We start from the raw sequence: 22216 nt of genomic DNA on the forward strand, positions 1-22216 counted from the left end.
TTAAATTAGTACATTGGACCAAACCGCCGCAGGCCGCACAGCACGACGCGCAGCAGGTTTGGTCTGGTGTTACTAGAACAGCTCGACCTCGCCGCCCACTGGCGCGACCTTGAGGCGGCTGGCGTAGTCGAGTTCGCGGCGTACCAGCGTATCGTTATGCGTCTGCATCAGCTTTTTCACCAGCACCTTGCCGCTGCGGGGGAAGAAATACACCTTGCGCGGGTGGATGTCATTCAAGTCCTCGGCCACCACGCGCATTTTTTCCGCCTTCAGGTAATTGATGACGAAAGCCGCATTGCGTTCGCCCACGTTGATCGCAGTGAAGCCGCGCAGCACGGCGCCGCCGCCGAACACTTTCGCTTCCATGTTCTCGCGCCGCGCGCCCGCCTTCAGCAAATCGTTGATCAATATCTCCATGGCGTAGGTGCCATAGCGCATCGACGCGGAAATCGGGCTATTCGGATCGCTGCCGCCATCGGGCAGCATGAAATGGTTCATGCCGCCCAGGCCCGTGACGCGGTCGCGGATGCAGGCCGAGACGCAGGAGCCGAGCACGGTGACGATCAGCATGTCCTTGTTGGTGAAGTAATACTCACCAGGCAAGATCTTGGCGGCGTCACAATTGAACGTCCTGTCGTAATAGACGTTAGTGGCGAATTGCTCTTTGGATTCCAGGCTCATATTTCACTCTCATGTACGATGCGACGATGCCTTGGGCGCGGCGCCCCGAGGCTGATCGAGCTCATAGACTGTTTTACCGCGCAGCTTCAATGAATCCGACACGTACAGAAAATTCTCCGAATGGCCCGCAAACAGCAGGGCATCCGGCTTCATCAATGGCACAAAGCGCGACAGGATCTTGCGCTGCGTCGCCTTGTCAAAATAGATCATCACGTTACGGCAAAAGATGACATCGAACTGGCCCGTCAAGGGCCAGCTGTCAGCCAGCAGGTTGAGCGGCTTGAAGGTAATCATCTGGCGCAGTTCCGGGCGCACCCGCACCTGTCCTTCGCGATCGCCCTTGCCGCGCAAGAAGAAGCGCCGCGCACGGTCGGCCGGCATCTTGTCGAGCCGGTCCAGGTTGTAGACGCCATTGGCGGCCGTGGCCAGCACGTTCGTGTCGATGTCCGTGGCGATGATGGTGACCGGCGGCGTGAGCGTATTGAACGCCTCGCACACCGTCATGGCGATCGAGTACGGCTCCTCGCCGGTAGAACTGGCCGAACACCAGATGGTGATCGGCCCGTTCAGTTTTTTCACATGCTCGGCCAGCAGCGGGAAGTGATGCGCCTCGCGAAAGAACGACGTCAGGTTGGTCGTCAGCGCATTCGTGAACGCTTCCCACTCGTCGCCCATGCGGCCAGCTTCCAGGTCGTCCAGGTAGCGGACGAACGAGGAGATGCCCGTCGCGCGCAGGCGCCGCGCCAGGCGGCTGTAGACCATCTCCTGCTTGCTGTCGGCCAGCGCGATGCCGGCCCGCTTGTAAATCATGGCGCGGACCCGTTCGAAGTCCTTGCCAGTGAAATCAAATTCCTTGACCGAATCCGTTTTAGTTTGCGGCATTTTGTTTTTACCTCTCTATGACTACTCTGACCAATGCCTTTGCAAGTATAACTAGCGGGACCGGGTTGGCGTCAGAACTCTTCCCAATCGTCGCCGCCGGCCGCCGCCAGCTTTTTCGCGGGCGGTGGCGTGCCGGCTTGCGCCGTCTTTGCCAACCGCCGTGTATTTGCCGCCACGCCAGGCGCCGGCCGTGCCGCCGCCTTTACTGCTGGCGCGGGTGCGGGCATGGCCGCCTGCGCCGCGCTCTCGCCATCGAGCTTGAAGATGCTCACGGCGTCGGCCAGCTTCTGCGCCTGATCCTGCATGCTTTCGGCCGCCGCCGCCGCTTCCTCGACCAGCGCCGCATTTTGCTGCGTCATCTGGTCCATCTGCGCGATGGCCTGGTTGACCTCTTCGATGCCATGGCTCTGTTCCTGCGTCGCCGCCGTGATCTCGCCCATGATGTCGGCCACCTGCCGGATCGACGTGACGATCAGGCCCATGGTCTGTCCCGCCTCGTCCACCAGGCGGCTGCCGGCATCGACCTTGTCGACCGAGTCGCCGATCAGGCCCTTGATTTCCTTCGCCGCGCCAGCCGATCGTTGCGCCAGGTTGCGCACTTCCGACGCCACCACCGCAAAACCGCGTCCCTGCTCGCCTGCGCGCGCCGCTTCGACTGCCGCATTCAAGGCCAGTATATTCGTCTGGAACGCAATGCCGTCGATGACGCCGATAATGTCGACGATCTTGCGCGAACTGTCCTTGATGGAACCCATGGTATCGACCACTTGCGCCACCACCTTGCCGCCCTGCTCCGCCACCGACGATGCCGACACGGCCAGCTGGTTGGCCTGGCGCGCGTTGTCCGCGTTCTGCTTCACGGTCGACGTCAGCTCTTCCATCGACGATGCCGTCTCTTCGAGCGAACTGGCCTGCGTTTCCGTGCGCGCCGACAGGTCCGCATTGCCGCTGGCGATCTCGCGCGACGCCACGGTAATCGTGTCCGTTCCATTGCGCACGTCGCTGACCGTCTGCACCAGGCTCTCGTTCATGTCCTTGAGCGCCTGCTGCAGCGCGCTCGTTTCATCCTTGCCTTCGACCACCACGCGCGACGTCAGCTCGCCGGCAGCCACTTTCTGCGCCACGGCCAGGGCGCCCGACAGCGGCACCGTGATCGAGCGGGTGATGAAGATGGCGCACCAGGCGCCGATCGCCACCGCCGCGCCGCCCAGGATGAACAGTACCTTCATCAGGCGCGCATCGGCCGCCAGCGAGTCGTCCATGAAGCTTTGCTGCGCCACGTGCTGCAAGTCGAGCAGCTTGTTGATATCGGCCAGGGTCGTCTTGTTCAAGGGGTCGATGCGGGTGGCAATGACCTTCGCCGCGCCCTCGCTGTTAAACGCCAGCACCTGCCCCATCGCTTCCTTGAAGGCGGCATCGACTTCGCCGTCGACCTTGGCGATATTGGCCAGCAGCGCCTTCTCGCCAGCGGACAGACCCAGGCCGGACAGCTTGCCGCGCGCGCCGTCGTACAGCTTGCGCTGCTCGCGCACCTTGCCCTCTTCCGCCTGCATCAGGCCCACATCGCCCTGCAGGCCGATATTGCGCATGGCGATACCGGTTTCCAGCATCGCGCTTTTCATCAGCGACGCCTGCGTATTCTTTTCGCTTGCCAGTGCCAGGCCCGTGAGCAACTGGGCCTTGTTACGGTAATTCAGTGCATTCGCCGAAACGATCACTACCACCAGGATGGCGAGGATGCTGCCAAAACCTATCCCCAGCCGGGTGCCTATCTTGAAATCGCGCAAACTCATTACAGTCTCCAATATTTATGTGAACGGCGCCCGTTCAACCGGACGGCGCCGTGTTGTGGCCTGGTCTCTGTCGGACCTTGCAGCCTGCCGGCGCGCCTCTGGCTAACGCCCGCACCGGTACATGCATATCTGTAGTGATTCTTTGCGTGCCAAAACGGCGGCGCACCGGGCGCCGCCTTGCTGCCTGCCTGCTGCCGCTTACGCTGCCAGCTTGTCGATCAGGCCCATCTCGCTGCTCGACATCAGCTTGTCGATGTCGACCAGGATCAGCATGCGCTCGTCGATGGTGCCCAGGCCGATCATGTAGTCGGTCGAGAAGGCGGTGCCCATTTCCGGCGCCGGCTTCACCTGCTCCGGCGTCAGCGTGGTGACGTCGGAAACGCTGTCGACCACCATGCCGACGATGCGGCCGCCGATGTTCAGGATGATCACCACCGTGAACTGGTCGTACACGGGCGTGCCCAGGTTGAACTTGATGCGCATGTCGACCACGGGGATGATGATGCCGCGCAGGTTGATCACGCCCTTGATGAATTCAGGCGCGTTGGCGATGCGGGTGACCGCTTCGTAACCTCGGATTTCCTGGACCTTCAGGATATCGATGCCGTACTCTTCGGAGCCCAGGGTAAAGGCCAGGAATTCACGGCCGGCGATGTCCTTGCCGTCGCCCGCATTGCTTCCGGATGTTTGTTGAGTATCTGACATGGTGCGTTTTCCTATCTTTTATCTATCGGTACTACGAAAAAATGGACTCGTCGGCCAGCTGGCGAGAGGAACGGATCAGGGCGGCGACATCGAGAATCAGCGACACGCCGCCATCGCCCAGGATGGTGGCGCCGGAAATGCCCACCACCTTGCGGTAGTTCGATTCGAGGTTTTTCACCACGACCTGCTGCTGCCCCACCAGGTCGTCGACAAACAGGGCCGCCTTGCGCCCTTCCGTCTCGAGGATCACGCAGATGCCTTCCGAAGGACTGGTAAAGCGCGGCGCGATGTCGAACATCTGGTACAGCGGAATCAAAGGCAGGTATTCGCCGCGCACTTTCACCACTTGCCCGCGGCCAGCGATGTCCTTGATATCCTCAACGGCTGGCTGCAGCGATTCGATGACAAAGCCCAGCGGTAAAATATACACTTCGTCGCCGACGCGGATCGACATGCCGTCCAGGATGGCCAGGGTCAGCGGCAGCGAGATGGAAATCGTCGTGCCGAAACCCTTCGCCGACCGGATGTCGACGACGCCGCCCATGGCGCTGATGTTGCGCTTGACGACATCCATGCCCACGCCGCGGCCCGACACGTCGGTGACCGCTTCGGCGGTGGAAAAACCGGGCGCGAAGATCAGCTGCCACACGTCGGCGTCGCTCATCGTCTCGGAGACGTCCAGGCCCTGCTGCGCGGCCTTGGCCAGGATGCGCTCGCGGTTCAATCCCGCGCCGTCATCGGACACTTCGATGATGATGTTGCCGCCCTGGTGGCTGGCCGAGAGGAACAAACGGCCGGCCTCGGTCTTGCCGGCGGCCACGCGGGCGGCCGGCATTTCCACGCCATGGTCGATACTGTTGCGCACCAGGTGCGTGAGCGGATCGACGATGCGCTCGATGAGGCCCTTGTCCAGTTCCGTGGCGGCGCCATTCGTGATGAAATCGACCTTCTTGCCCAGCTTGGTCGCCAGGTCGCGCACCATGCGCGGGAAGCGCGAGAAGACGAAATCCATCGGCATCATGCGGATCGACATCACCGCTTCCTGCAAGTCGCGCGTGTTGCGCGTCAGGTGGCTGACGCTGTCGAGCAGTTTTTCATGCAGCATCGGGTCGAGCGCGCTGGCACGCTGCTCGATCATCGCCTGCGTGATCACCAGTTCGCCCACCAGATTGATCAGCTGGTCGACTTTCTCGATCGAGACGCGGATCGACGACGATTCGGCGCCGGCCTTGTCGCCCTCTTTCTTGGCCGGTTTCTTTTCCTGCTCCACTTCGGCCACGGCGCTGGCTACGGCCGGCGCGGCGCTGGCGTTGCCCGCCCTGGCCGCGTCGGCGCGAATCTGTTCCAGGGGCTGGAAGAAACCGTAGCCCTGTTCGGCGTCGCTCTGCACGCCGGCGGCGGCGCGGATGTCTTCGAGCGGCTGGAAGAAGCCATAGCCTGGGTCCGCCGCGCCAGGCGTGCCTGGCAGCGGCTCGAAGAAGCCATAGCCCTGGGCTTTTTCCTGCGCCGCGCGGGCCGCATCGGCTTCACCTGGCGCCAAAGGCGGCGCCTGCGTGATGACCATGTCGTCGGGATTGAGCACGAACGAGCAGATGGCCAGGATATCGTCCAGGCTTTCATGCGTCGTCACTTCCAGCACCTTGCGCGCGTCGGGCAAGGCGGACACGGCGACGTCGCCCAGCAAGCCCAGTTCGGCCGCCAGCGCATCGACTTCGCGCGCCTCCATGCTAGGTAGTTCCAGGCGGATGCGATGGCCGCCGGCATGGCTGACGGCTGCCTTTTCCGCCGTGTGGAAGGCCGGCGCGACGGGCGTGAGCGCGGCCACGGGCACGTCCTGCGAGAACGACTGCAGCATCATGCGCACATTGGCCACGGCATCCTGGTCGACGGCGCTGCCCAGGCGATGGCCGTCGAGCTGCATCTTGAGGATATCCTTGGCCGCCAAAAAGGCGTCGACGTGTTCCGCCGTCAGGGCCATCTGGCCCTGGCGGATGCGGTCGAGCAGCGACTCGAGGATGTGCGTCACCTCGCTCATGTCGGAGAGGCCGAACGTCGATGCGCCGCCCTTGATCGAATGGGCGGTGCGGAAAATGGCATTCAGGTCTTCGGCGTCGGGCGCCGCAATATCAACGGCCAGCAGCAGCCGTTCTTTTTCAGCCAGCAGTTCTTCGGCCTCATCGAAAAAGACCTGAAAAAACTGGCTAATATCGATGGTCATAGGGTGACTCCGTCAATTGCATCGTTGCGCTGCGCGGCTGGCATCAGCCGATCACCTTCTTGACCACTTCGATCAGGCGTTGCGGATCGAACGGCTTGACCAGCCAGCCATTGGCGCCGGCGGCACGTCCCTTCGACTTCATCTCGTCCGACGACTCCGTCGTCAGCATCAGGATGGGTACCTTCTGGTAGGTCGGCAGTTCGCGCAGCAGCTTGATCAGCTCCAGGCCATCCATGCGCGGCATGTTTTGGTCCGTCAATACCAGATCCACGGTTTGCAGCTTGGCTTTTTCCAGTCCGTCCTGGCCGTCGACGGCCTCCACCACCTGGTAACCGGCGGCCTTCAGACTGAACGCCACCATCTGGCGCAATGAGCTCGAATCGTCCACTGCAAGTATCGTTTTGGCCATCTTTGCTCCCACTTATTCCGGGCATCTTGCCCGAGTATTTGATTAATCAATCCATGCAACCACAAGCGTTCCACACTGGCATGCTAGAACAGCTCGATGTCGCCACTTTCCAAATGCTGTTGACTGACAGCCTTGCGCAGCACGCTGCGCAACTCCAGGCTTTGAATCGCCAGCGCCATGCTGACCCGCCCCAGCAAGGCGACAATTTCTTCATTGTCGCTCTCCGGCAACATCTCCGCGCCATGCGAGCCCAGGGTTCCGAGGAACTCGCGCAAGCCCGTCACGCGCTTCAAGGTGCGCTCGATCAGCTGGCTGGTCATATCCTGGAACTGCAGGCTGGTGATGGCGGCATTCACGTAGCCCCCCACTTCGTCCTGCAAGGCCAGCAGTTTCTCCCGCTGCTGCTCGGCCGGAATGCCGCCGTCGAGCAGCAGGGCGATGGTATCTTGCTGCGCAGCGACGGCGGCGTGTATCGCCATGAAATTGAAGGACAGCTTTTCGATCGCCTCTTCCAGCAAGATGCCGGTCTGCACCAGGTCGGTTTCCACCTCCGTCAAGTGCTTGCGGCCATGGTCCGACACGCCAGACAGCAGGCGCTTTACATGCGAGCCAAGTATTTTCTTTCTTGTCATAAAGGTCTCATTGTTTCAATACACTACGCGTCGACAGCCTTGCGTGTTATTTTTTCGCCGCAGGCGGCGCACCGGCCGCCAGCCCTGAAGCGACGGCGGCGGAAGCGGCATCGGTCACCGGCAGTTCGATCGCCGAGCCATCGCGCAACACATTTTCTTCCGTGCGTTTGTTCATGACGATGATGCTGATGCGCCGGTTGATCGGATTGAAGGGGTCGAGCTTGTCCAGGTGGGCGGCCGAACCGAGTCCCACCACGCGCAATACTTTTTCTTCCTTCATGCCGCCGATCACCAGTTCGCGCCGCGACGCATTCGCGCGGTCGGCCGACAATTCCCAGTTGCTGTAGCCGGCATCGCTCATGTAGGGCGTCGAATCCGTATGGCCGGACAGGCCGATGCGGTTCGGCACTTCATTGAGCACGAAGCCGATGGCGTGCAGGATTTCCTTGGTGTACGGTTGCAGATTCGCATTGGCGAGCGCAAACATCGGACGGTTCTGTTCGTCGACGATCTGGATGCGCAAGCCTTCGCTGGTGATATCGAGCAGCAACTGGTTCTTGTACTTCTTCAGCAGGGGATTGGCGTCGATGGTCGCTTCGATGCGCGCCTTGAGCGCCTGCAGGCGCTTGCCTTCCTCGCGTTCGAGCGCGGCCTTGGCGGAATTGAGGTCGAACGACTTGCGCTGCGGCTCTTCCTGCGCCTTGCGCACCTGTCCATCCTGGCGCGACAGGTCCTGGCCGCCGCCCTGGATGACGGAATTGCTTTCGCCGCTGCCGGAACCGCCCGCCATGGCCACTTTCAAGGGTGTCTTGAAGAATTCGGAAATGCCGTTCAAGTCGCCCTTCGAGGTGGAGCCCAGCAGCCACATCAGCAGGAAGAAAGCCATCATGGCCGTGACAAAGTCGGCGTAGGCGATTTTCCACGCCCCGCCATGGTGTCCGCCAGCCGTCTTCTTGATACGCTTGACGATAATCGGGCGCATGCCTTCATCGGCCATGGCATCCCCCTTCCGTGTGCTGCAAATGACTCATGGTGTCCAGGCGTATATTCACTGCTTACTTCGTTTTCGATTTCTTGATGTGGTCTTCCAGCTCGTTGAACGTCGGACGCTCGGTCGAGAACAGCACCTTGCGGCCGAACTCCACGGCCAGCGCCGGCGCATAACCGTTCAGGCTGGCCAGCAGGGTCACTTTCACGCACTGGAACATCTTGCTCGACTCTTCCAGCTTCTGCTCCAGCAGGCTGGCCAATGGCCCCACGAAACCGTAGGCCAGCAAGATGCCGAGGAAGGTGCCGACCAGCGCGTGCGCGATCAGCATGCCCAGCTCGGCTGGCGGGAGGCCTACCGATTCCATCGTGTGCACCACGCCCATCACGGCGGCGACGATACCGAACGCGGGCAAGCCATCGCCCACCTTGGCGATCACGTGGGCCGGCACGGCGCCTTCGTGATGGTGCGTCTCGATTTCGTTATCCATCAAGTTTTCGATCTGGAACGCATCCATATTGCCCGATACCATCAGGCGCAGGTAATCGGTCATGAATTCGATGATATGGTGGTCGGCCAGCACGGCCGGATACTTGGAAAACAGCGGGCTTTCTTCGGGCTTGTCGATATCGCCTTCGATCGACATCAAGCCTTCCTTGCGCACCTTGCTGAGCACTTCGAACAACAGCGACATCAGCTCCATGTACAGCTCTTTGGTATAGCGCGAGCCCTTGAACAGGCTGGGCAAGGCGGCGATTGTCGCCTTGATGGCCTTGTTATTGTTACCGACAAGGAAGGCACCCAGGGCGGCGCCGCCGATCATCAGCAACTCCAGCGGCTGAAACAGCGCCGCCAGATGGCCGCCGGCCATTGCGAAGCCGCCAAAGACCGAGGCGCAGACGATGATGTATCCGATTATGACTAACAAGTGCCCTGACTCCCAATAATGGCCGGGGCTGTGTGCCCGGCATGTTCAAACCTGTTCCTGTCTTCTGGCGGCTGCGCCGCCGGCGGAGACAGCGGCAAAAAAAGCAACCGGAAGTTAATTGAAATGCGCTGCTTTTCAATGCAATTCCGAGAAAATGCCGTGTGGAACTACAATAACGTGAGATTGCCCCACGGGCAAGCAAATAACGCAGACAATTGCTTAAAAGCACCATATGTAAAGTAAAGGGCCACCCTCTGTGGCGGCAATGGTCTTATCGGGCGCGCGAGCCACAATCTGGAATTCGTAACTAAGAAGCATGCTACCGGGCAACATTTCCTTTTCCGCCTTGCGCCACAGGGCCGCCATCGCCGCCGGCGACAGATAGGCAAAGACGGCATCGTAGCGGCCGAAGTCGAGCGCTTCGTAGTCGCCGCGCAGGAAGCGCGCGCGGCTGCCCGCCAGCCCCGCGCGCAAGCGGCTTGCCAGCCACGGCAGCGGTGCCAGCTCGATGCCGGAAAACTGGCCATCGGGCCGGCGCCGCGCCAGGTCCAGCACCAGACCGCCCAGGCCGCTGCCGATATCGACCAGCCGCACGCCGGGACGGTCCGCGACCAGTTCGGCCACCGCCTGCCATACCTTCGGCCCAGACGGGTAAAACGGCACTTGCGTGCGGAACGTGGACCAGTACAGACTCAGCAAGAAAACAAAGGCCGCCAGGAACACGGCCGGGGGCAAATCGAGCAAACTGGCTGCCAGCAAGGCGGGCGCAAACAGCAGGCCGATGGCGCACCACCAGCGCGCCAGTCCCGCGCGCCACGTGATGAGCGCCGCCAGCACGCCCTGCACCAGCGCCACGGCCGGCAGCGACATGGCCACGCCCGCGCGCGCCAGGCCATACACCAATAGCAACATCAAGGGAAAGGCCAGGACCTGGATCAGGATGGCCTTGAGCGCGGGCGCGCGCAGGATTTGTTGCAGCATGGGGTAGTCACAGGAGGAAAACGCCAGTGTAAGCGAAAGCGCCATGAAAAAACCGGAGTCCGGTCTGGCGACCGCTCCGGTTTTCACTGAGCTTGCCTGAGGGGGCAGTATCAGGCGGCGACATCCGGCGCCGCGATAGCGGCCGCTTCATCGCGCGCCTTCTTGGTCTTGCCGGCACGCGAAGGCATGTGGCACAGGCCGCACACATAATCGGCATTCAGGTCGAGGCAGTTGACGACAAACTTGCCGCCACACTTGCCGCAGGGCGCCATGTCCAGCATCTTGCTGCTGAAAAAGCGCACCAGGGTCCAGGCCCGCGTCAGCGACAGCAGCGGCTCTTCCCCCGCTTCGGGCGGCATCTGTTCCAGATACAGCTTGTATGCCTTCATCACGGCTTCGATGCCGGTGGCGCCAGCGTGGTCGACGAGGAATTTGTGGATATTGATGAACAGCGAGGAATGGATATTCGGTTGCCAGGTGATGAACCAGTCGGTGGAAAACGGCAGCATGCCCTTGGGCGGCGAGACGCCCTTCAATTCCTTGTACAGATTCAGCAGGCGTTCGCGCGACAGCGAGACTTCCGTCTCCAGCAGTTGCAAACGGGCGCCCAGCTGTATCAATTCGATGGCCAGCTGGATCTCCTGCGCTTCCGATACGACACTTTTCTTGGCCATGCTGTGTACTCCACTACTGACTGATACCGACTACCGATACTGACTAAATAAAAGGTTGCCAGCAAAATGTTCAGGGCAATGCAACGCCGCCATGGACGTTTTGATGGGGACCTTAAGCGATTTCTTCGACGCCCTGGCCGGCCATGAGGATAGCCGCGTGCGACTGGGCCAGCGAGCGGTCTTTATTGTAGTTCGTCAACATGCCCAGGATGGCGCTGTCATCGAAGCGGAAACGGGCCAGCATCATGTTGCCGCCAGCCAGTTTCAGGATCTGCGCATTGCTCATGCCTTCGATCAGTTCGGCGATTTCGGCGGCAATGCCCAAACGGAAGATGGCCGTTACCTTGTCCGCACGAATCATTTGCTGGGCCAGCATCAGGTAGCTCAGGTTAGCGTCGCGAATCTCAGCCATCATATCGTTAGCAGTCATTTCCATCTCCTCAATCCGTTGAATTCAGCTGGCGTTGTGTGTTGCCAGTGAGATACATTCTGCAGGAGCAACATTAAACGCAACAGAGGCGTAGCGCTGTATTTTTGGTCGGGGAATGGCGGACGGGACCGTAGGTGTTTGTCTGACAAACACTACTCGATCATGGTCGCACGCCAGCAACGGCGCGGATGTGGGAGGTTGGCGCTGTGCCGGATTTGTCCGACTTTTGGCCTGTAAAAAATATCACTTTTTTACAACAACTTGATCAGAATCAAGCCTGTCTACTGAGATAACGGCAGCTTCGACGGGAACTTTAGGCTTTTTTTTAAAAAAGTTTAAAAAGTTTTTGATGCTTGCCTGACCGATTACCGCCGTTCATGTATTTGTTGACGGCGGCGAATCGCAGAACTTGAGGGGTTTTTGAAAATATTTTCAAGAATCGTGATTTTTTTCGTTGACGCCCCACAAGCGGGCATGTTTTCGCCGCCTTTCCATACCGGGAAGCGCGCTGTGCGGCATGGATTTGCTACACTGCCACTTCCGCATGATACTTTAAGCCTCAAGCAATATCATGCCACTCAGACAAGCATCAATATGAAAGCCACCATGATTTCTCGACATGACTGCAGCGCGCGCGACCTCGACGATCCCCTGGCGCCCCTGCGCCAGCAATTCGACTTGCCGCAAGGCGTGATTTACCTCGACGGCAATTCCCTGGGCGCACGGCCGAAAACGGCCCTGGCCCGCGCCCAGCACGTCATCACGGCCGAATGGGGCACGGATCTGATCCGCAGCTGGAACACGGCTGGCTGGTTCGACCTGCCCAAGCGCCTGGGCGACCGCCTGGCCCCGCTGCTCGGCGCGCACACGGGCGAAGTGGTGATCACCGACACCACCTCCGTCAACCTGTTCAAGGCCCTGGCCGCCGCCCTGCAGATGCAGGCCAGCGATCCCGCGCAGGCCGCGCGCAGAATCATCGTCAGCGAACGCAGCAACTTTCCCACCGACCTGTACATGGCGCAAGGCCTGGCCGCCTGGCTCGACCGCGGCTACCAGCTGCGCCTGGTCGACAGCCCGGACGACCTGGCGCAAGCCATCGATGCCGATTGCGCCGTCGCCATGCTCACGCACGTGAACTACCGCACCGGCTACCAGCACGACATGGCCGCCATCAGCAGCCATTGCCACGCGCAGGGTGCGCTGGCGCTGTGGGACCTGGCCCATTCGGCCGGCGCCGTGCCGCTGGATCTGAACGGCGCCGGCGCCGACCTGGCTGTCGGCTGCACCTATAAATACCTGAATGGCGGCCCCGGCTCGCCCGCCTTCATCTGGGTGCCGGAAAAACACCAGGCGCGCTTCCGCCAGCCCTTGTCCGGCTGGTGGGGCCATGCCACGCCGTTCGACATGGATCCGGGCTTCGTGCCCGCCGACGGCATCGCCCGTGCTCTGTGCGGCACGCAGCCGATTCTTTCGCTGGCCCTGGTCGAATGCGGCCTGGAGATCTTTGCGCAAACGAGCATGGAAGCCATCCGCCGCAAGTCGCTGGCCCTGACCGATTTGTTCATCGCGCTGGTGGAACAGCGCTGCGCCAGCCATCCGCTGGGCCTCGTCACGCCGCGCGAGCATGCGCGGCGCGGCAGCCAGGTCAGCTTCACGCACCCGCACGGCTATGCCGTGATGCAGGCGCTGATCGCGCGCGGCGTGATCGGCGACTACCGCGAACCGGCCATCATGCGCTTCGGCTTCACGCCCCTGTACACAAGCTTTGCCGACGTGTGGGATGCCGTGGACATCCTGCGCGACATCCTCGACACACTAGCCTATGACATCGCCGCCAGGCGCGATGCGGTCACCTGAACCACCCCATGAGAGACGACAAGAATATGAACAAGGAAAACACCAGCGGCTGCCCCATGCATGCCGGCGGCCAGGATGCGCAGTGGCATGGCGCGCAGATGGATTTCAGCGAATCTATGAGCTACGGCAACTACCTGGCGCTGGACCGCATCCTGACGGCCCAGCATCCGCTGTCGCCGAACCACAACGAGATGCTGTTCATCGTGCAGCACCAGACGAGCGAATTGTGGATGAAGCTGATGCTGCACGAAATGCACGCCGTGCGCGCCAACCTGCAAAGCGGCGACCTGGCGCCCGCTTTTAAAATGCTGGCCCGCGTGGCGCGCATCATGGACCAGCTGGTGCATGCCTGGGACGTGCTGGCCACCATGACGCCGCCCGAATACACGGCCATCCGCCCCTACCTGGGCGCCTCGTCCGGCTTCCAGTCCTTCCAGTACCGCGAAATCGAATTCATCCTGGGGAACAAGAACGCCGCCCTGCTCAACGTGCATACGACGGCGCCAGAAACCTATGCCGTGCTCGACGCCGCCCTGCGCGCGCCGTCCGTCTACGATGAGTCGATCAAGCTGCTGGCGCGCAGCGGCCTGCACATAGACCCCGAGCGCCTGAACGCCGACTGGACCCTGCCGACCAGCGCCGACGCCTCCGTAAAAGCGGCGTGGCTGGAAGTCTACCGCGACCCGTCGAAACACTGGGCTCTGTACGAGCTGGCCGAAAAGCTGGTCGACCTGGAAACGGCCTTCCGCTTCTGGCGCTTCCGCCACGTGACGACGGTGGAGCGCATCATCGGCTTCAAGACGGGCACGGGCGGCACGGCGGGCGTGAGCTATTTGCGCAAGATGCTCGACGTGGTATTGTTCCCGGAGCTCTTCGCCCTTCGCACGGAGCTCTAATTTCATAAGGAGATTTGATGTCCGCTCTCGTCCTGACCCTGGCCGGCCTGTGGAATTCCGGGCCGCAGCACTGGCAAACCCATTGGGAAGCGCGCCACCCGCACTGGTCGCGCGTACCGCACCGGGAATGGCAGACGCCGGACAAGGATGAATGGGTGGCGGAGCTCGACCGCGCCATCGCCGCCTGCGAGCGAGCGCCCGTGCTGGCAGCGCACAGCCTGGCCTGCGCGCTGGTGGCCCATTGGGCGGCCAGCGGCTCGCCGCACAAGATCGCCGGCGCCTTCCTCGTCACCCCCAGCGATGTGGAAGCGCCCTCCTACCCCGCCGGCACGACGGGCTTTGCGCCGATGCCGCTGCAAGCCTTGCCGTTTCCCAGCCTGGTGGTGGCCAGCGGCGATGATCCCTACGTCAGCTTCGCGCGGGCACGCGCGTTTGCCACCGCCTGGGGCAGCGATTTCACCATGATCGGCGACGCCGGCCATATCAACGGCGACGCCGGCTACGGCCCCTGGCCGGACGGCGAGCAACTGCTGCTGGACTTCTGCGCCGCGCACCAGCCCTGAACGGGGGCGCGCACGATAGAGGCGTATTTGCCCACAAGTAAGAACACAGGCAGAATCGTGGCCTTTCCATTGCGGCGCCCCGGCGCCAGCCCCACGATGAAACGTCCGCTTTTGCCAGTTCTCCTGCCCTTGCTGCTCTGCTCCGCCCTCGCCTACGGCGCGCCCTTCTACGAAGGCAAGAGCCTTGCCCATCCCGCCATCATTGCTTCGCAGGACAGCGGGCTGGACATCGCCTTCCTCAAGGAAAAAGAAGGCGTCAACGGCTATTACTGCGAGTGCAAGAGCGGCAGCGCGAAAGCCATTGTGCTCGACCAGTTCGGCAACGCCGTCATCCGCTCCGTCTTCTACGCCTCGCTGGACCAGGAGACGGACGACAGCGTGCAAACCATGCTGGTGCTGTTCCGCCAGGGCGACAAGAACGGGCTGCGCGCCTACCGCTACCACCGCAGCTCCGGCACATACCGGCGCCTCGATGGCTTGCAGCCGGCCTTGAACCGCATCGTGGCGCAAGGCAGTGCTCCCAACGCGGGCCAGGTCAAGGCCGCGCTGGCCAAGCTGGCGCCGATGGACTACAGCGTAGCGCGGGGCAAGAGCGGCAATGCGGACTTCGACGCCATCGACCATACGCAAGGCAGCATCGTCGGCTACTACAGCGATGACGGCAAGCCCGTGGCGGCAGGCAGCAAGGACGCCATCACCTACAAAAAAACCTTCCAGAAAAAAGGCGAGCGTTTTCTCACCGCCAGCTACACCCTGTACAGCGACGCGGGCGCCGGCATTCTGCCCAACTACCGCCTGTGGCAAGTGACGTGGGAAACGGCGCCAAAGCAATTCACGGGTAGCCAGGACGGCCCGTCCGTCATCTACAGCCTGGCCTGGGACGACGGCTCTGCGGTCGAACGGGGCCAGTACGTGAAAGGCAAGCGCCAGGGACTGTGGGTGCGCGAAGGCATGCACGAAGGCAGCGAAAAAGGCCATTTCGTCAACGGCCTGCAGGAAGGCCTGTGGTCCTTCAATTATCCCAGACAGAGCGAAAGTGGCATGTACCGGGCCGGCAAGCGCGAAGGCCGCTGGACCGTCGTCAACTATGCCGATGCAGAGGAAGTGACGGGCTTCGACACCTATGTGGCCGGCCAGCTGAACGGCCCGCACGAACGCCGCATGGGCGGCAAGCTGCAAACGCGCGGCAACTACGTCGACGGCACGCGCCATGGGCCGTGGATCACGGAAGACGGCGACGGCAGCTTCGTCGAGGGCTTGCGCGACGGCCCGTGGAAGCTCAAGCTCAAGGACAAGGTCACGCAAAGCGTCACCTTCGTCAAAGGCAAGAAGCAGGGCGAGGCCCTCGACACGGATGCGCAAGGCGCGCTGCGCGTGCGCGACCACTACCAGGCGGGCGTGCTCGATGGCAGCCGCACGCGCTATCTGGGCCCGGCCGGCAAGGAATACGTGATCTACACGGCCACCTACCGCAATGGCCAGCTCGATGGGCGTGAACAGGCGTTCGACGACAGCGGCAAAGTCCTGCGTCTCGACACGCTGTGGGACAACGGCAAGAAGCAGGGCCTGGACGCGCGCTACTACCCGAACGGCAAGCCGGAACGCCTGGCCGTCATCGACCAGGGCAGACTGCTCACGCACCTGCGCGAGTACTATGAAGACGGCCAGCTGCTCAACGACATCCACCGCTGCACCTTCAAGGAGTACGGCAGCACGCGCGACGACGTGTGCGAATACCACCACATGTACTACCCGGACGGCAAGCCGCAGTATTACTACGCCTTCCAGTACGGCCAGCGCCAGGAAGGTTATTCGAACTACCCGAACGGCAAGCGCAAGGACGAACTGCTGGTCGACCGCGCCGCCGACACCTCCGTCTTCAACGCGTATTACGAAAGCGGCCAGCTCAAATGCACGGAGCCGCGCCGCGGCCACAGCACGCGCACGGTGAATGGCGAGTCGATGATCAGTTACGCCTCGGCCGACCGCGATGGCGACAATATCTGCTACCACCCGAACGGCAAGGTGGCCAGCATCTACACCTTCCGCAAACGCGTGCTCGTCGAGTGCGGCAAGCGCTACGATGACACGGGCAAGCAGACGTTCCCGGGGCCGGAAGGCTGCCCTCCCCCCAGGCAGGTAGACTATCCGATAGGACTGTGACGATGACGCAAACAAGACAACCGCAGCGCATCCACAACCCGACAAGCATCGACGCGGCGGCCCTGCACGCCGCCATCGCCGCCGATGGCAAGGTCATTGTGCAGTTTGGCGAACACTATGATGCGACACCGCTGCTGGCGGATCTCGACGCGCTGGCGGCCAGCTGCCGCGCGGCGCTGGAAATCCGCTTCTACGGCTACCACTTCACCCCCTTCGACGCCGCCATCCTGCGCGCGCTGCCGCATGCGGCCAACCTGTCGCTCGACTGCCATACCAGCGCCGTCAACCTGGAAATCCTGGGCGAACTGCGTCACCTGGAGCGATTGCAGCTGGGCGTGTACGAACTGGCGCAGCACGACATCCTGGCGCTGGACAATCTGCGCGGCCTTCAATCCCTGAGCCTGGGCGAGACGCGCAAGGCGAACATCGACCTGGCTCCGCTGCGGCACTGGCCGCAGCTGGCGCAGCTGCACACAACCGGCCACGTGAAAAACATCGCCGCCATCACGGCCCTGCCCGCGCTGGCGCGGCTGTCGCTGTCGCAGGTCAAGAGCAAGGATGACGTGGACTTCATCCGCGCCATGCCGGCACTGAGGCGGCTGCGCTTCATCCTGGGCGGGCGCGCGTCGATTGCACACATCACGGCGCCGCTGCTGGAAGAACTGGAAGTGGTGCGCGTGCGCGGACTGGAAGACCTGGGCCACATCGGCCGTTTTCCCCGCCTGCGGCGCCTGGCGGTGGAAGACCAGATCAAGCTGCAGGAAGTCCGGCTGGGTGAAAATCGCGCGCTGGAATGGCTGGTCCTGCGCAACTGCAAGACCCTGGAGCGCCTGGCAGGCATTACGGCCCTGCCCGCATTGCGCAACCTGGCCGTGTACCTGACGCAGCTCGATATCGATGCGCTGCTGGCCGGCGGCTTGCCTGCAACACTAAAAAACCTGACCCTGGCCACGGGCAAACGGAAGCGCGACGATGCGATCGACGCGCAGCTGTCAGCGCTGGGCTACGCCGAGGCACGCTTTTACTAGCGTTAGCGGCTGGCCGCCAGCTTGCGCTGCCATAGCGCCACGTCGATCATCACGCCGTCCACGCCCGTGTTGCGGATGTAGACGCGGTAGCTGCCCTGCCCCATGTCGCCATCGAGGTAAGCCGTGCGCTCGTTGCGCTGCAGCCGGGCGCCCTTGGCCAGCTGGCGGTAGCGCTCGACCACCGTGTCGAAACTGGCATAGCTGCGCAGCGCCACTTCCAAGTCGCGCGGCGGGCGGCCTTCGGCATGGTCCAGCACATTGTTCTGTTTCTTGCCCTTCAAGGTGAGCGGATAGGCAAACACGCCGGCGCCGGCCGACGTCAGCACCGTGGATCTATCCAGCAGCAGCGGCAACAGCGCCGGCGGATACGCGGGCGGCAGCTGGGCGCGGTTCCAGCCCGGCAGGGCCGGCTGCGCCAGCACATATTCGACGCTGGCGATCTTCTGCCCGTCGGCACCCGCTTCCTTGTCGCCCGCGATCAGCGCCAGCATGGGCGGCAATTGGCGGGCCCAGGCCAGCAACGGCGCCGCATCCCCGACCAGCATGCCCTTGCGGTGGAACACCGTCAGCACCGCATTCGGATCAGGATTGCAGACTTTCGCCAGCGGCTGGCCCTCCAGGCGGCAATGCCCGTTGACCAGGCCAAAGGCGATGATGGCGCCGCGCTTGTCGAGCAGCATGGCACCGCGTTCGCGGCCCTGCTTGCGGTCATTCATCGACGCCAGCAACTGGCGACCATCGGCCAGCACGGTGCGCGTGGCGTCGCGCTTTTCGCTGATCGCTTCGAGCGCCTGCGCCAGCAGCAATTCATCGTCTTCCGTGTAGCTGCCGCGCGCGTAACCGAAGAAATCGAACAGCGCGGCGCGCACTTGCGGGTCTTCGCTCAGGCGCGGCAAAGGACCGCCTGCCAGCAACGAGGACAAGCCTTTCCCGGCCGGAGCCGAAGGCGCCGCCATGGCGCGGGCAGGCTGGAAAAGGACGCAAGCCGCTGCCAGCAAAGCGCCGCCCAGGGTGCGGTAATTCGAAAAAATGATATGCATGGTTCTGTCTGTCGGGGATATGGCCGCGATTACGGCCACGCATGGCGCACCGGCGATTCTAGCATGGCGCCAGCGCCCATGCCGTGCGGCTGGCGGACGGTGATCTGCCGGCGCGGCTGGTATGATGGCCGCAATGACGACACCACCCCACGCCTCGCCCCTGCTTGTCCTCCTGCCCGGCATGGATGGCACGGCCCGGCTATTCCACCGTTTTGACGCCGCCTTGCGGGCGCAAACCACCATCGATACCCTGGCCATCGCCTATCCGGCCGCGCCACTCGATTACGCGGCGCTGGAAGCATTCGTGCGCGAGCGCTTGCCGCAGGGCCGCCCTTTCGTCGTGCTGGCCGAATCGTTTTCAGGCCCGCTCGGCGCCGCCCTGCGCGCCGATCCGCCACCCGGCATGCACGCCCTGGTCCTCTGCTGTTCGTTCGTGCGCAATCCGCGCCCGATGCTGGCGCCGCTGCGCCACCTGCTCGGCCTGGTGCCCTTTGGCGCCATGCCCGGCTTCGCCCTGCGCCAGGCGCTGCTGGCACCCTGCGCCACGCCGCAACTGCAGGCGGAACTGGCAGCGGCGCTGGCGCAAGTGCCACCCAGCGTGCTGCGCCAGCGCCTGCGCGCCGTGCTGGAAACAGACGCCTCGCGCAGCTTCGCGCGCGGCAGCCTGCCCGTGCTGTACCTGCGCGCCCGCCACGACCGCCTGGTGCCGCCGGCGAACGCCGTGCAGATACTGCGGCAGGCGCCCGGCGCGCAACTGGTCGACATCGCCGCGCCGCACATGCTGCTGCAGGCGGCGCCGGCAGCGGCAGCCGACGCCGTCGCCGCCTTTCTCGCGGGCCTGTCAGCCGCGCAGGTATCCGCTTAAACGCGCGCTGGCCAGCACGGCCAGCCAGCTCACGCCGCCCGACAGCACGCTGAAGTAGATGGCCCGCAGCGGATGCTGGGGCAGCAGGTACGCGAGCACGGCCGCGCCCAGCAGAGCGCACAGCGCAGGCTTCCACCAGCCGGGCGGCAGCAGCGCCAGCAGCAGATTTGTGCCCGCATACACGTAAAACACCAGCAGCAGGGCCAGGCCGCCGGCCACGCCGCGCGAGCCGAGGCTGCCAAACAGTTGCGTGTACAAATAAAACCCCAGCCAGCTCAATGCGATAAACAGCAGGCAGCCCAGCGCATGCGCGCCCAGGCCGGCCATCAGGCGAATTTTCATGCTCCCCCTTAAAGAAAAAGCCGGCCCTTTCACGAGGAAAGGGCCGGCCCTAATGCCTCAGACGCCGTATCGGATTACGCTTGGCCTCGACGGCCCCGCTAATCCGATCTACGCACTGACAACAAGGCGATTACTTCGCCGAATTGAGCAGCAATTCGTTGAGGCGTTTCACGAAGCTGGCAGGATCGGCCAGCGAACCGCCTTCGGCCAGCATGGCCTGGTCGAACAGGATATTGGCCCAGTCGCCGAACTTGCCGCCTTCCGCGTCTTCGTACTTCAAACGCGTCACCAGCGGGTGGTTCGGGTTGATCTCCAGGATCGGCTTCGATTCCGGCGCGCTCTGGCCAGCAGCTTTGAGCATGCGCAGCAGGTTACCCGACAATTCGTTTTCATCGGCCACCAGGCAGGCTGGCGAATCGGTCAGGCGGAACGTCACGCGCACGTCCTTGGCCTTGTCGGCCAGCACGGTCTTCATCTTGCCCACCAGGTCGGCGTACGAGGTTTCCGTTTCTTCGTGCTCTTTCTTTTCCGCTTCGTCTTCCAGCGCGCCCAGGTCCAGGCCACCTTTGGCGACGGAGACCAGTTCCTTGCCTTCGAAGTCCTGGATAAACGACAGCATCCATTCATCGACACGGTCCGTCAGCAGCAGCACTTCGACGCCCTTCTTGCGGAAGATTTCCAGGTGCGGACTGTTCTTGGCGGCGGCGTAGTTGTCGGCCGTGACGTAGTAAATCTTGTCCTGGCCTTCCTTCATGCGCGCCACGTAGTCGGCGAACGAGGTGATTTGTTCGTCGCTGTCGTTGGCCGTCGATGCAAAGCGCAGCAGCTTGGCCAGGCGTTCCTTGTTGGCCGCGTCTTCGCCGATGCCTTCTTTCAGCACCTGGCCGAATTCCTTCCAGAAGACGGCGTACTTGTCCTTCTTGTCCTTCTTGTCCTGCTCGTCCGCGTTCGCCAGTTCTTCCAGCATGCCCAGCACGCGCTTGGTCGAGCCTTCGCGGATCACCTTGACGTCGCGCGATTCCTGCAGGATTTCACGCGACACGTTCAGCGGCAGGTCGGCCGAATCGATCACCCCGCGCACGAAGCGCAGGTAGGTCGGCATCAGCTGCTCGGCATCGTCCATGATGAAGACGCGCTTGACGTACAGCTTGATGCCGCCGCGCTTGTTGCGGTCCCACATGTCGAACGGTGCCTTGGCCGGGATGTACAGCAGCTGCGTGTATTCGCTGCGGCCTTCGACGCGGTTGTGCGTGTGCGTGAGCGGCGACTGGAAGTCGTGCGACACGTGCTTGTAGAATTCGTCGTACTGTTCCGGCGTGATGTCGGCCTTGTTGCGGGCCCACAGGGCGCTGGCCTGGTTGACGGTTTCGAATTCGTCTTTCAGGACGGTTTCTTTTTTCTCGTCGTCCCACTCTTCCTTCTGCATCACGATCGGCAGCGAGATATGGTCCGAGTATTTGCGGATGATGGACTTGATCTTCCAGCTCGACAGCAATTCGTCCTCGCCTTCGCGCAGGTGCAGGATGATGTCCGTGCCGCGCGACGGCTTGTCGATGGTCTCGATGCTGTAATCGCCTTCGCCGCTTGACTCCCAGCGCACGCCCTCGGAGGCGTCCGCGCCGGCGCGGCGCGTTTCGACGGTGATCTTGTCGGCGACGATGAAGCCCGAATAGAAGCCCACGCCGAACTGGCCGATCAGGGCCGCGTCCTGCTGCTGGTCGCCCGACAGCTTGCCGAAGAATTCCTTGGTGCCCGACTTGGCGATGGTGCCCAGGTGCGAGATCGCCTCGTCGCGGGTCATGCCGATGCCGTTGTCGGAAATGGTGATGGTGCGCGCATCCTTGTCGAAGCTGACCTTGATCTTCAATTCGTGATCGTTGCCGTACAGGGCATCGTTATCGATCGCTTCGAAGCGCAATTTATCGGCCGCGTCGGACGCGTTCGAGATCAATTCGCGCAGGAAGATTTCCTTGTTCGAGTACAGGGAATGGATCATCAGGTGCAGCATTTGCTTCACTTCGGTCTGAAAACCCAGGGTTTGCTTTTCGGAGACAGCCATTTTTACCTCATAGTCTTGTGGATGGGACGGATGCTACGGAGTTGGGGATTATATAAGCGATTTCAAGCCCCCCCCGTTTCAC

Annotated in this window: 21 protein-coding genes; 6 read left to right on the forward strand and 15 right to left on the reverse strand. The window is 62.5% G+C overall.

The genetic code is table 11. From position 1 onward, the window contains the following. Window positions 1-72: 72 nt before the first annotated feature. From cheD to flhD, 12 genes are all read right to left on the reverse strand, one after another. Window positions 73-681: a chemoreceptor glutamine deamidase CheD gene (gene cheD / locus AC54AF_RS19310; protein ID WP_034758343.1), complete on the reverse strand. Its 609-nt coding sequence runs from the start codon at window positions 679-681 to the stop codon at window positions 73-75. Between the two features lie 9 nt (window positions 682-690). Continuing rightward, complete coding sequence (locus AC54AF_RS19315; RefSeq protein WP_131687379.1) at window positions 691-1563, reverse strand: CheR family methyltransferase; 873 nt, start codon at window positions 1561-1563, stop codon at window positions 691-693. Between the two features lie 71 nt (window positions 1564-1634). Beyond that, window positions 1635-3356: a methyl-accepting chemotaxis protein gene (locus AC54AF_RS19320; RefSeq protein ID WP_496637820.1), complete on the reverse strand. Its 1722-nt coding sequence runs from the start codon at window positions 3354-3356 to the stop codon at window positions 1635-1637. A 198-nt stretch (window positions 3357-3554) separates the two neighbouring features. Then, entirely contained in the window at window positions 3555-4061 is a 507-nt protein-coding gene (locus AC54AF_RS19325) for a chemotaxis protein CheW (protein WP_034758356.1), read from the reverse strand. Between the two features lie 31 nt (window positions 4062-4092). Continuing rightward, entirely contained in the window at window positions 4093-6279 is a 2187-nt protein-coding gene (cheA, locus tag AC54AF_RS19330; RefSeq protein WP_496637821.1) for a chemotaxis protein CheA, read from the reverse strand. 43 nt (window positions 6280-6322) lie between these two features. Beyond that, a complete protein-coding gene (locus AC54AF_RS19335) occupies window positions 6323-6688 on the reverse strand; it encodes a response regulator (RefSeq protein WP_034758362.1) in 366 nt (121 codons plus the stop codon). A gap of 83 nt (window positions 6689-6771) precedes the next feature. After that, a complete protein-coding gene (locus AC54AF_RS19340) occupies window positions 6772-7320 on the reverse strand; it encodes a chemotaxis protein (protein WP_077401991.1) in 549 nt (182 codons plus the stop codon). 46 nt (window positions 7321-7366) lie between these two features. Then, complete coding sequence (motB, locus tag AC54AF_RS19345; RefSeq protein ID WP_131687382.1) at window positions 7367-8317, reverse strand: flagellar motor protein MotB; 951 nt, start codon at window positions 8315-8317, stop codon at window positions 7367-7369. A 58-nt stretch (window positions 8318-8375) separates the two neighbouring features. Then, window positions 8376-9236 (reverse strand): flagellar motor stator protein MotA, encoded by an 861-nt coding sequence (motA, locus tag AC54AF_RS19350; protein WP_131687383.1) that lies wholly within the window; start codon window positions 9234-9236, stop codon window positions 8376-8378. A 219-nt stretch (window positions 9237-9455) separates the two neighbouring features. Continuing rightward, window positions 9456-10217 (reverse strand): class I SAM-dependent methyltransferase, encoded by a 762-nt coding sequence (locus tag AC54AF_RS19355; RefSeq protein WP_496637822.1) that lies wholly within the window; start codon window positions 10215-10217, stop codon window positions 9456-9458. Window positions 10218-10327: 110 nt separating this feature from the next. Next, window positions 10328-10891: a flagellar transcriptional regulator FlhC gene (flhC, locus tag AC54AF_RS19360; RefSeq protein WP_131687385.1), complete on the reverse strand. Its 564-nt coding sequence runs from the start codon at window positions 10889-10891 to the stop codon at window positions 10328-10330. A gap of 112 nt (window positions 10892-11003) precedes the next feature. After that, window positions 11004-11321, reverse strand: coding sequence for a flagellar transcriptional regulator FlhD (gene flhD / locus AC54AF_RS19365; protein WP_034758381.1), 318 nt, complete (start codon window positions 11319-11321; stop codon window positions 11004-11006). 606 nt (window positions 11322-11927) lie between these two features. Between flhD and kynU the strand changes: the two genes are divergently transcribed. The 5 genes from kynU (at window position 11928) to AC54AF_RS19390 (ending at window position 17828) form a co-directional block, all read left to right on the forward strand. Beyond that, window positions 11928-13178, forward strand: coding sequence for a kynureninase (kynU, locus tag AC54AF_RS19370; protein WP_496637823.1), 1251 nt, complete (start codon window positions 11928-11930; stop codon window positions 13176-13178). 8 nt (window positions 13179-13186) lie between these two features. Further along, window positions 13187-14074, forward strand: coding sequence for a tryptophan 2,3-dioxygenase (gene kynA, locus AC54AF_RS19375; RefSeq protein WP_496637824.1), 888 nt, complete (start codon window positions 13187-13189; stop codon window positions 14072-14074). 17 nt (window positions 14075-14091) lie between these two features. After that, entirely contained in the window at window positions 14092-14637 is a 546-nt protein-coding gene (locus AC54AF_RS19380; protein WP_496637825.1) for an RBBP9/YdeN family alpha/beta hydrolase, read from the forward strand. A 96-nt stretch (window positions 14638-14733) separates the two neighbouring features. After that, window positions 14734-16800, forward strand: a complete 2067-nt coding sequence (locus tag AC54AF_RS19385) for a toxin-antitoxin system YwqK family antitoxin (RefSeq protein WP_496637826.1) — start codon at window positions 14734-14736, stop codon at window positions 16798-16800. A gap of 2 nt (window positions 16801-16802) precedes the next feature. Then, window positions 16803-17828: a leucine-rich repeat domain-containing protein gene (locus AC54AF_RS19390; RefSeq protein WP_496637827.1), complete on the forward strand. Its 1026-nt coding sequence runs from the start codon at window positions 16803-16805 to the stop codon at window positions 17826-17828. A gap of 2 nt (window positions 17829-17830) precedes the next feature. Here AC54AF_RS19390 and AC54AF_RS19395 read toward each other — a convergent pair whose 3' ends face one another. Then, the gene (locus AC54AF_RS19395; protein WP_496637828.1) at window positions 17831-18868 is read right to left on the reverse strand and encodes a hypothetical protein; all 1038 of its coding nucleotides are present in this window, start codon (window positions 18866-18868) and stop codon (window positions 17831-17833) included. Between the two features lie 133 nt (window positions 18869-19001). On the opposite strand from AC54AF_RS19395, the gene AC54AF_RS19400 reads away from it, so the two are divergent. Then, window positions 19002-19733, forward strand: a complete 732-nt coding sequence (locus AC54AF_RS19400) for an alpha/beta fold hydrolase (protein ID WP_496637829.1) — start codon at window positions 19002-19004, stop codon at window positions 19731-19733. Here AC54AF_RS19400 and AC54AF_RS19405 read toward each other — a convergent pair. Together AC54AF_RS19405 and htpG are read right to left on the reverse strand one after the other, a co-directional pair. After that, on the reverse strand, window positions 19710-20075 hold the full coding sequence (locus AC54AF_RS19405) for a hypothetical protein (RefSeq protein WP_496637830.1): 366 nt from the start codon (window positions 20073-20075) through the stop codon (window positions 19710-19712). The two genes, AC54AF_RS19400 and AC54AF_RS19405, sit on opposite strands and share 24 nt — an antisense overlap. A 130-nt stretch (window positions 20076-20205) precedes the next feature. Next, window positions 20206-22134: a molecular chaperone HtpG gene (gene htpG / locus AC54AF_RS19410; RefSeq protein ID WP_496637831.1), complete on the reverse strand. Its 1929-nt coding sequence runs from the start codon at window positions 22132-22134 to the stop codon at window positions 20206-20208. Between the last annotated feature and the right edge of the window lie 82 nt (window positions 22135-22216).

This window comes from Janthinobacterium sp. JF4 (assembly GCF_059617925.1).

Bases quoted from the DNA above. Each gene is read 5' to 3' on its own strand.
- cheD (WP_034758343.1), bottom strand. From the start codon at position 681: ATGAGCCTGGAATCCAAAGAGCAATTCGCCACTAACGTCTATTACGAC.
- AC54AF_RS19315 (WP_131687379.1), bottom strand. From the start codon at position 1,563: ATGCCGCAAACTAAAACGGATTCGGTCAAGGAATTTGATTTCACTGGC.
- AC54AF_RS19320 (WP_496637820.1), bottom strand. From the start codon at position 3,356: ATGAGTTTGCGCGATTTCAAGATAGGCACCCGGCTGGGGATAGGTTTT.
- AC54AF_RS19325 (WP_034758356.1), bottom strand. From the start codon at position 4,061: ATGTCAGATACTCAACAAACATCCGGAAGCAATGCGGGCGACGGCAAG.
- cheA (WP_496637821.1), bottom strand. From the start codon at position 6,279: ATGACCATCGATATTAGCCAGTTTTTTCAGGTCTTTTTCGATGAGGCC.
- AC54AF_RS19335 (WP_034758362.1), bottom strand. From the start codon at position 6,688: ATGGCCAAAACGATACTTGCAGTGGACGATTCGAGCTCATTGCGCCAG.
- AC54AF_RS19340 (WP_077401991.1), bottom strand. From the start codon at position 7,320: ATGACAAGAAAGAAAATACTTGGCTCGCATGTAAAGCGCCTGCTGTCT.
- motB (WP_131687382.1), bottom strand. From the start codon at position 8,317: ATGGCCGATGAAGGCATGCGCCCGATTATCGTCAAGCGTATCAAGAAG.
- AC54AF_RS19355 (WP_496637822.1), bottom strand. From the start codon at position 10,217: ATGCTGCAACAAATCCTGCGCGCGCCCGCGCTCAAGGCCATCCTGATC.
- flhC (WP_131687385.1), bottom strand. From the start codon at position 10,891: ATGGCCAAGAAAAGTGTCGTATCGGAAGCGCAGGAGATCCAGCTGGCC.
- flhD (WP_034758381.1), bottom strand. From the start codon at position 11,321: ATGACTGCTAACGATATGATGGCTGAGATTCGCGACGCTAACCTGAGC.
- kynU (WP_496637823.1), top strand. From the start codon at position 11,928: ATGATTTCTCGACATGACTGCAGCGCGCGCGACCTCGACGATCCCCTG.
- kynA (WP_496637824.1), top strand. From the start codon at position 13,187: ATGAGAGACGACAAGAATATGAACAAGGAAAACACCAGCGGCTGCCCC.
- AC54AF_RS19380 (WP_496637825.1), top strand. From the start codon at position 14,092: ATGTCCGCTCTCGTCCTGACCCTGGCCGGCCTGTGGAATTCCGGGCCG.
- AC54AF_RS19385 (WP_496637826.1), top strand. From the start codon at position 14,734: ATGAAACGTCCGCTTTTGCCAGTTCTCCTGCCCTTGCTGCTCTGCTCC.
- AC54AF_RS19390 (WP_496637827.1), top strand. From the start codon at position 16,803: ATGACGCAAACAAGACAACCGCAGCGCATCCACAACCCGACAAGCATC.
- AC54AF_RS19395 (WP_496637828.1), bottom strand. From the start codon at position 18,868: ATGCATATCATTTTTTCGAATTACCGCACCCTGGGCGGCGCTTTGCTG.
- AC54AF_RS19400 (WP_496637829.1), top strand. From the start codon at position 19,002: ATGACGACACCACCCCACGCCTCGCCCCTGCTTGTCCTCCTGCCCGGC.
- AC54AF_RS19405 (WP_496637830.1), bottom strand. From the start codon at position 20,075: ATGAAAATTCGCCTGATGGCCGGCCTGGGCGCGCATGCGCTGGGCTGC.
- htpG (WP_496637831.1), bottom strand. From the start codon at position 22,134: ATGGCTGTCTCCGAAAAGCAAACCCTGGGTTTTCAGACCGAAGTGAAG.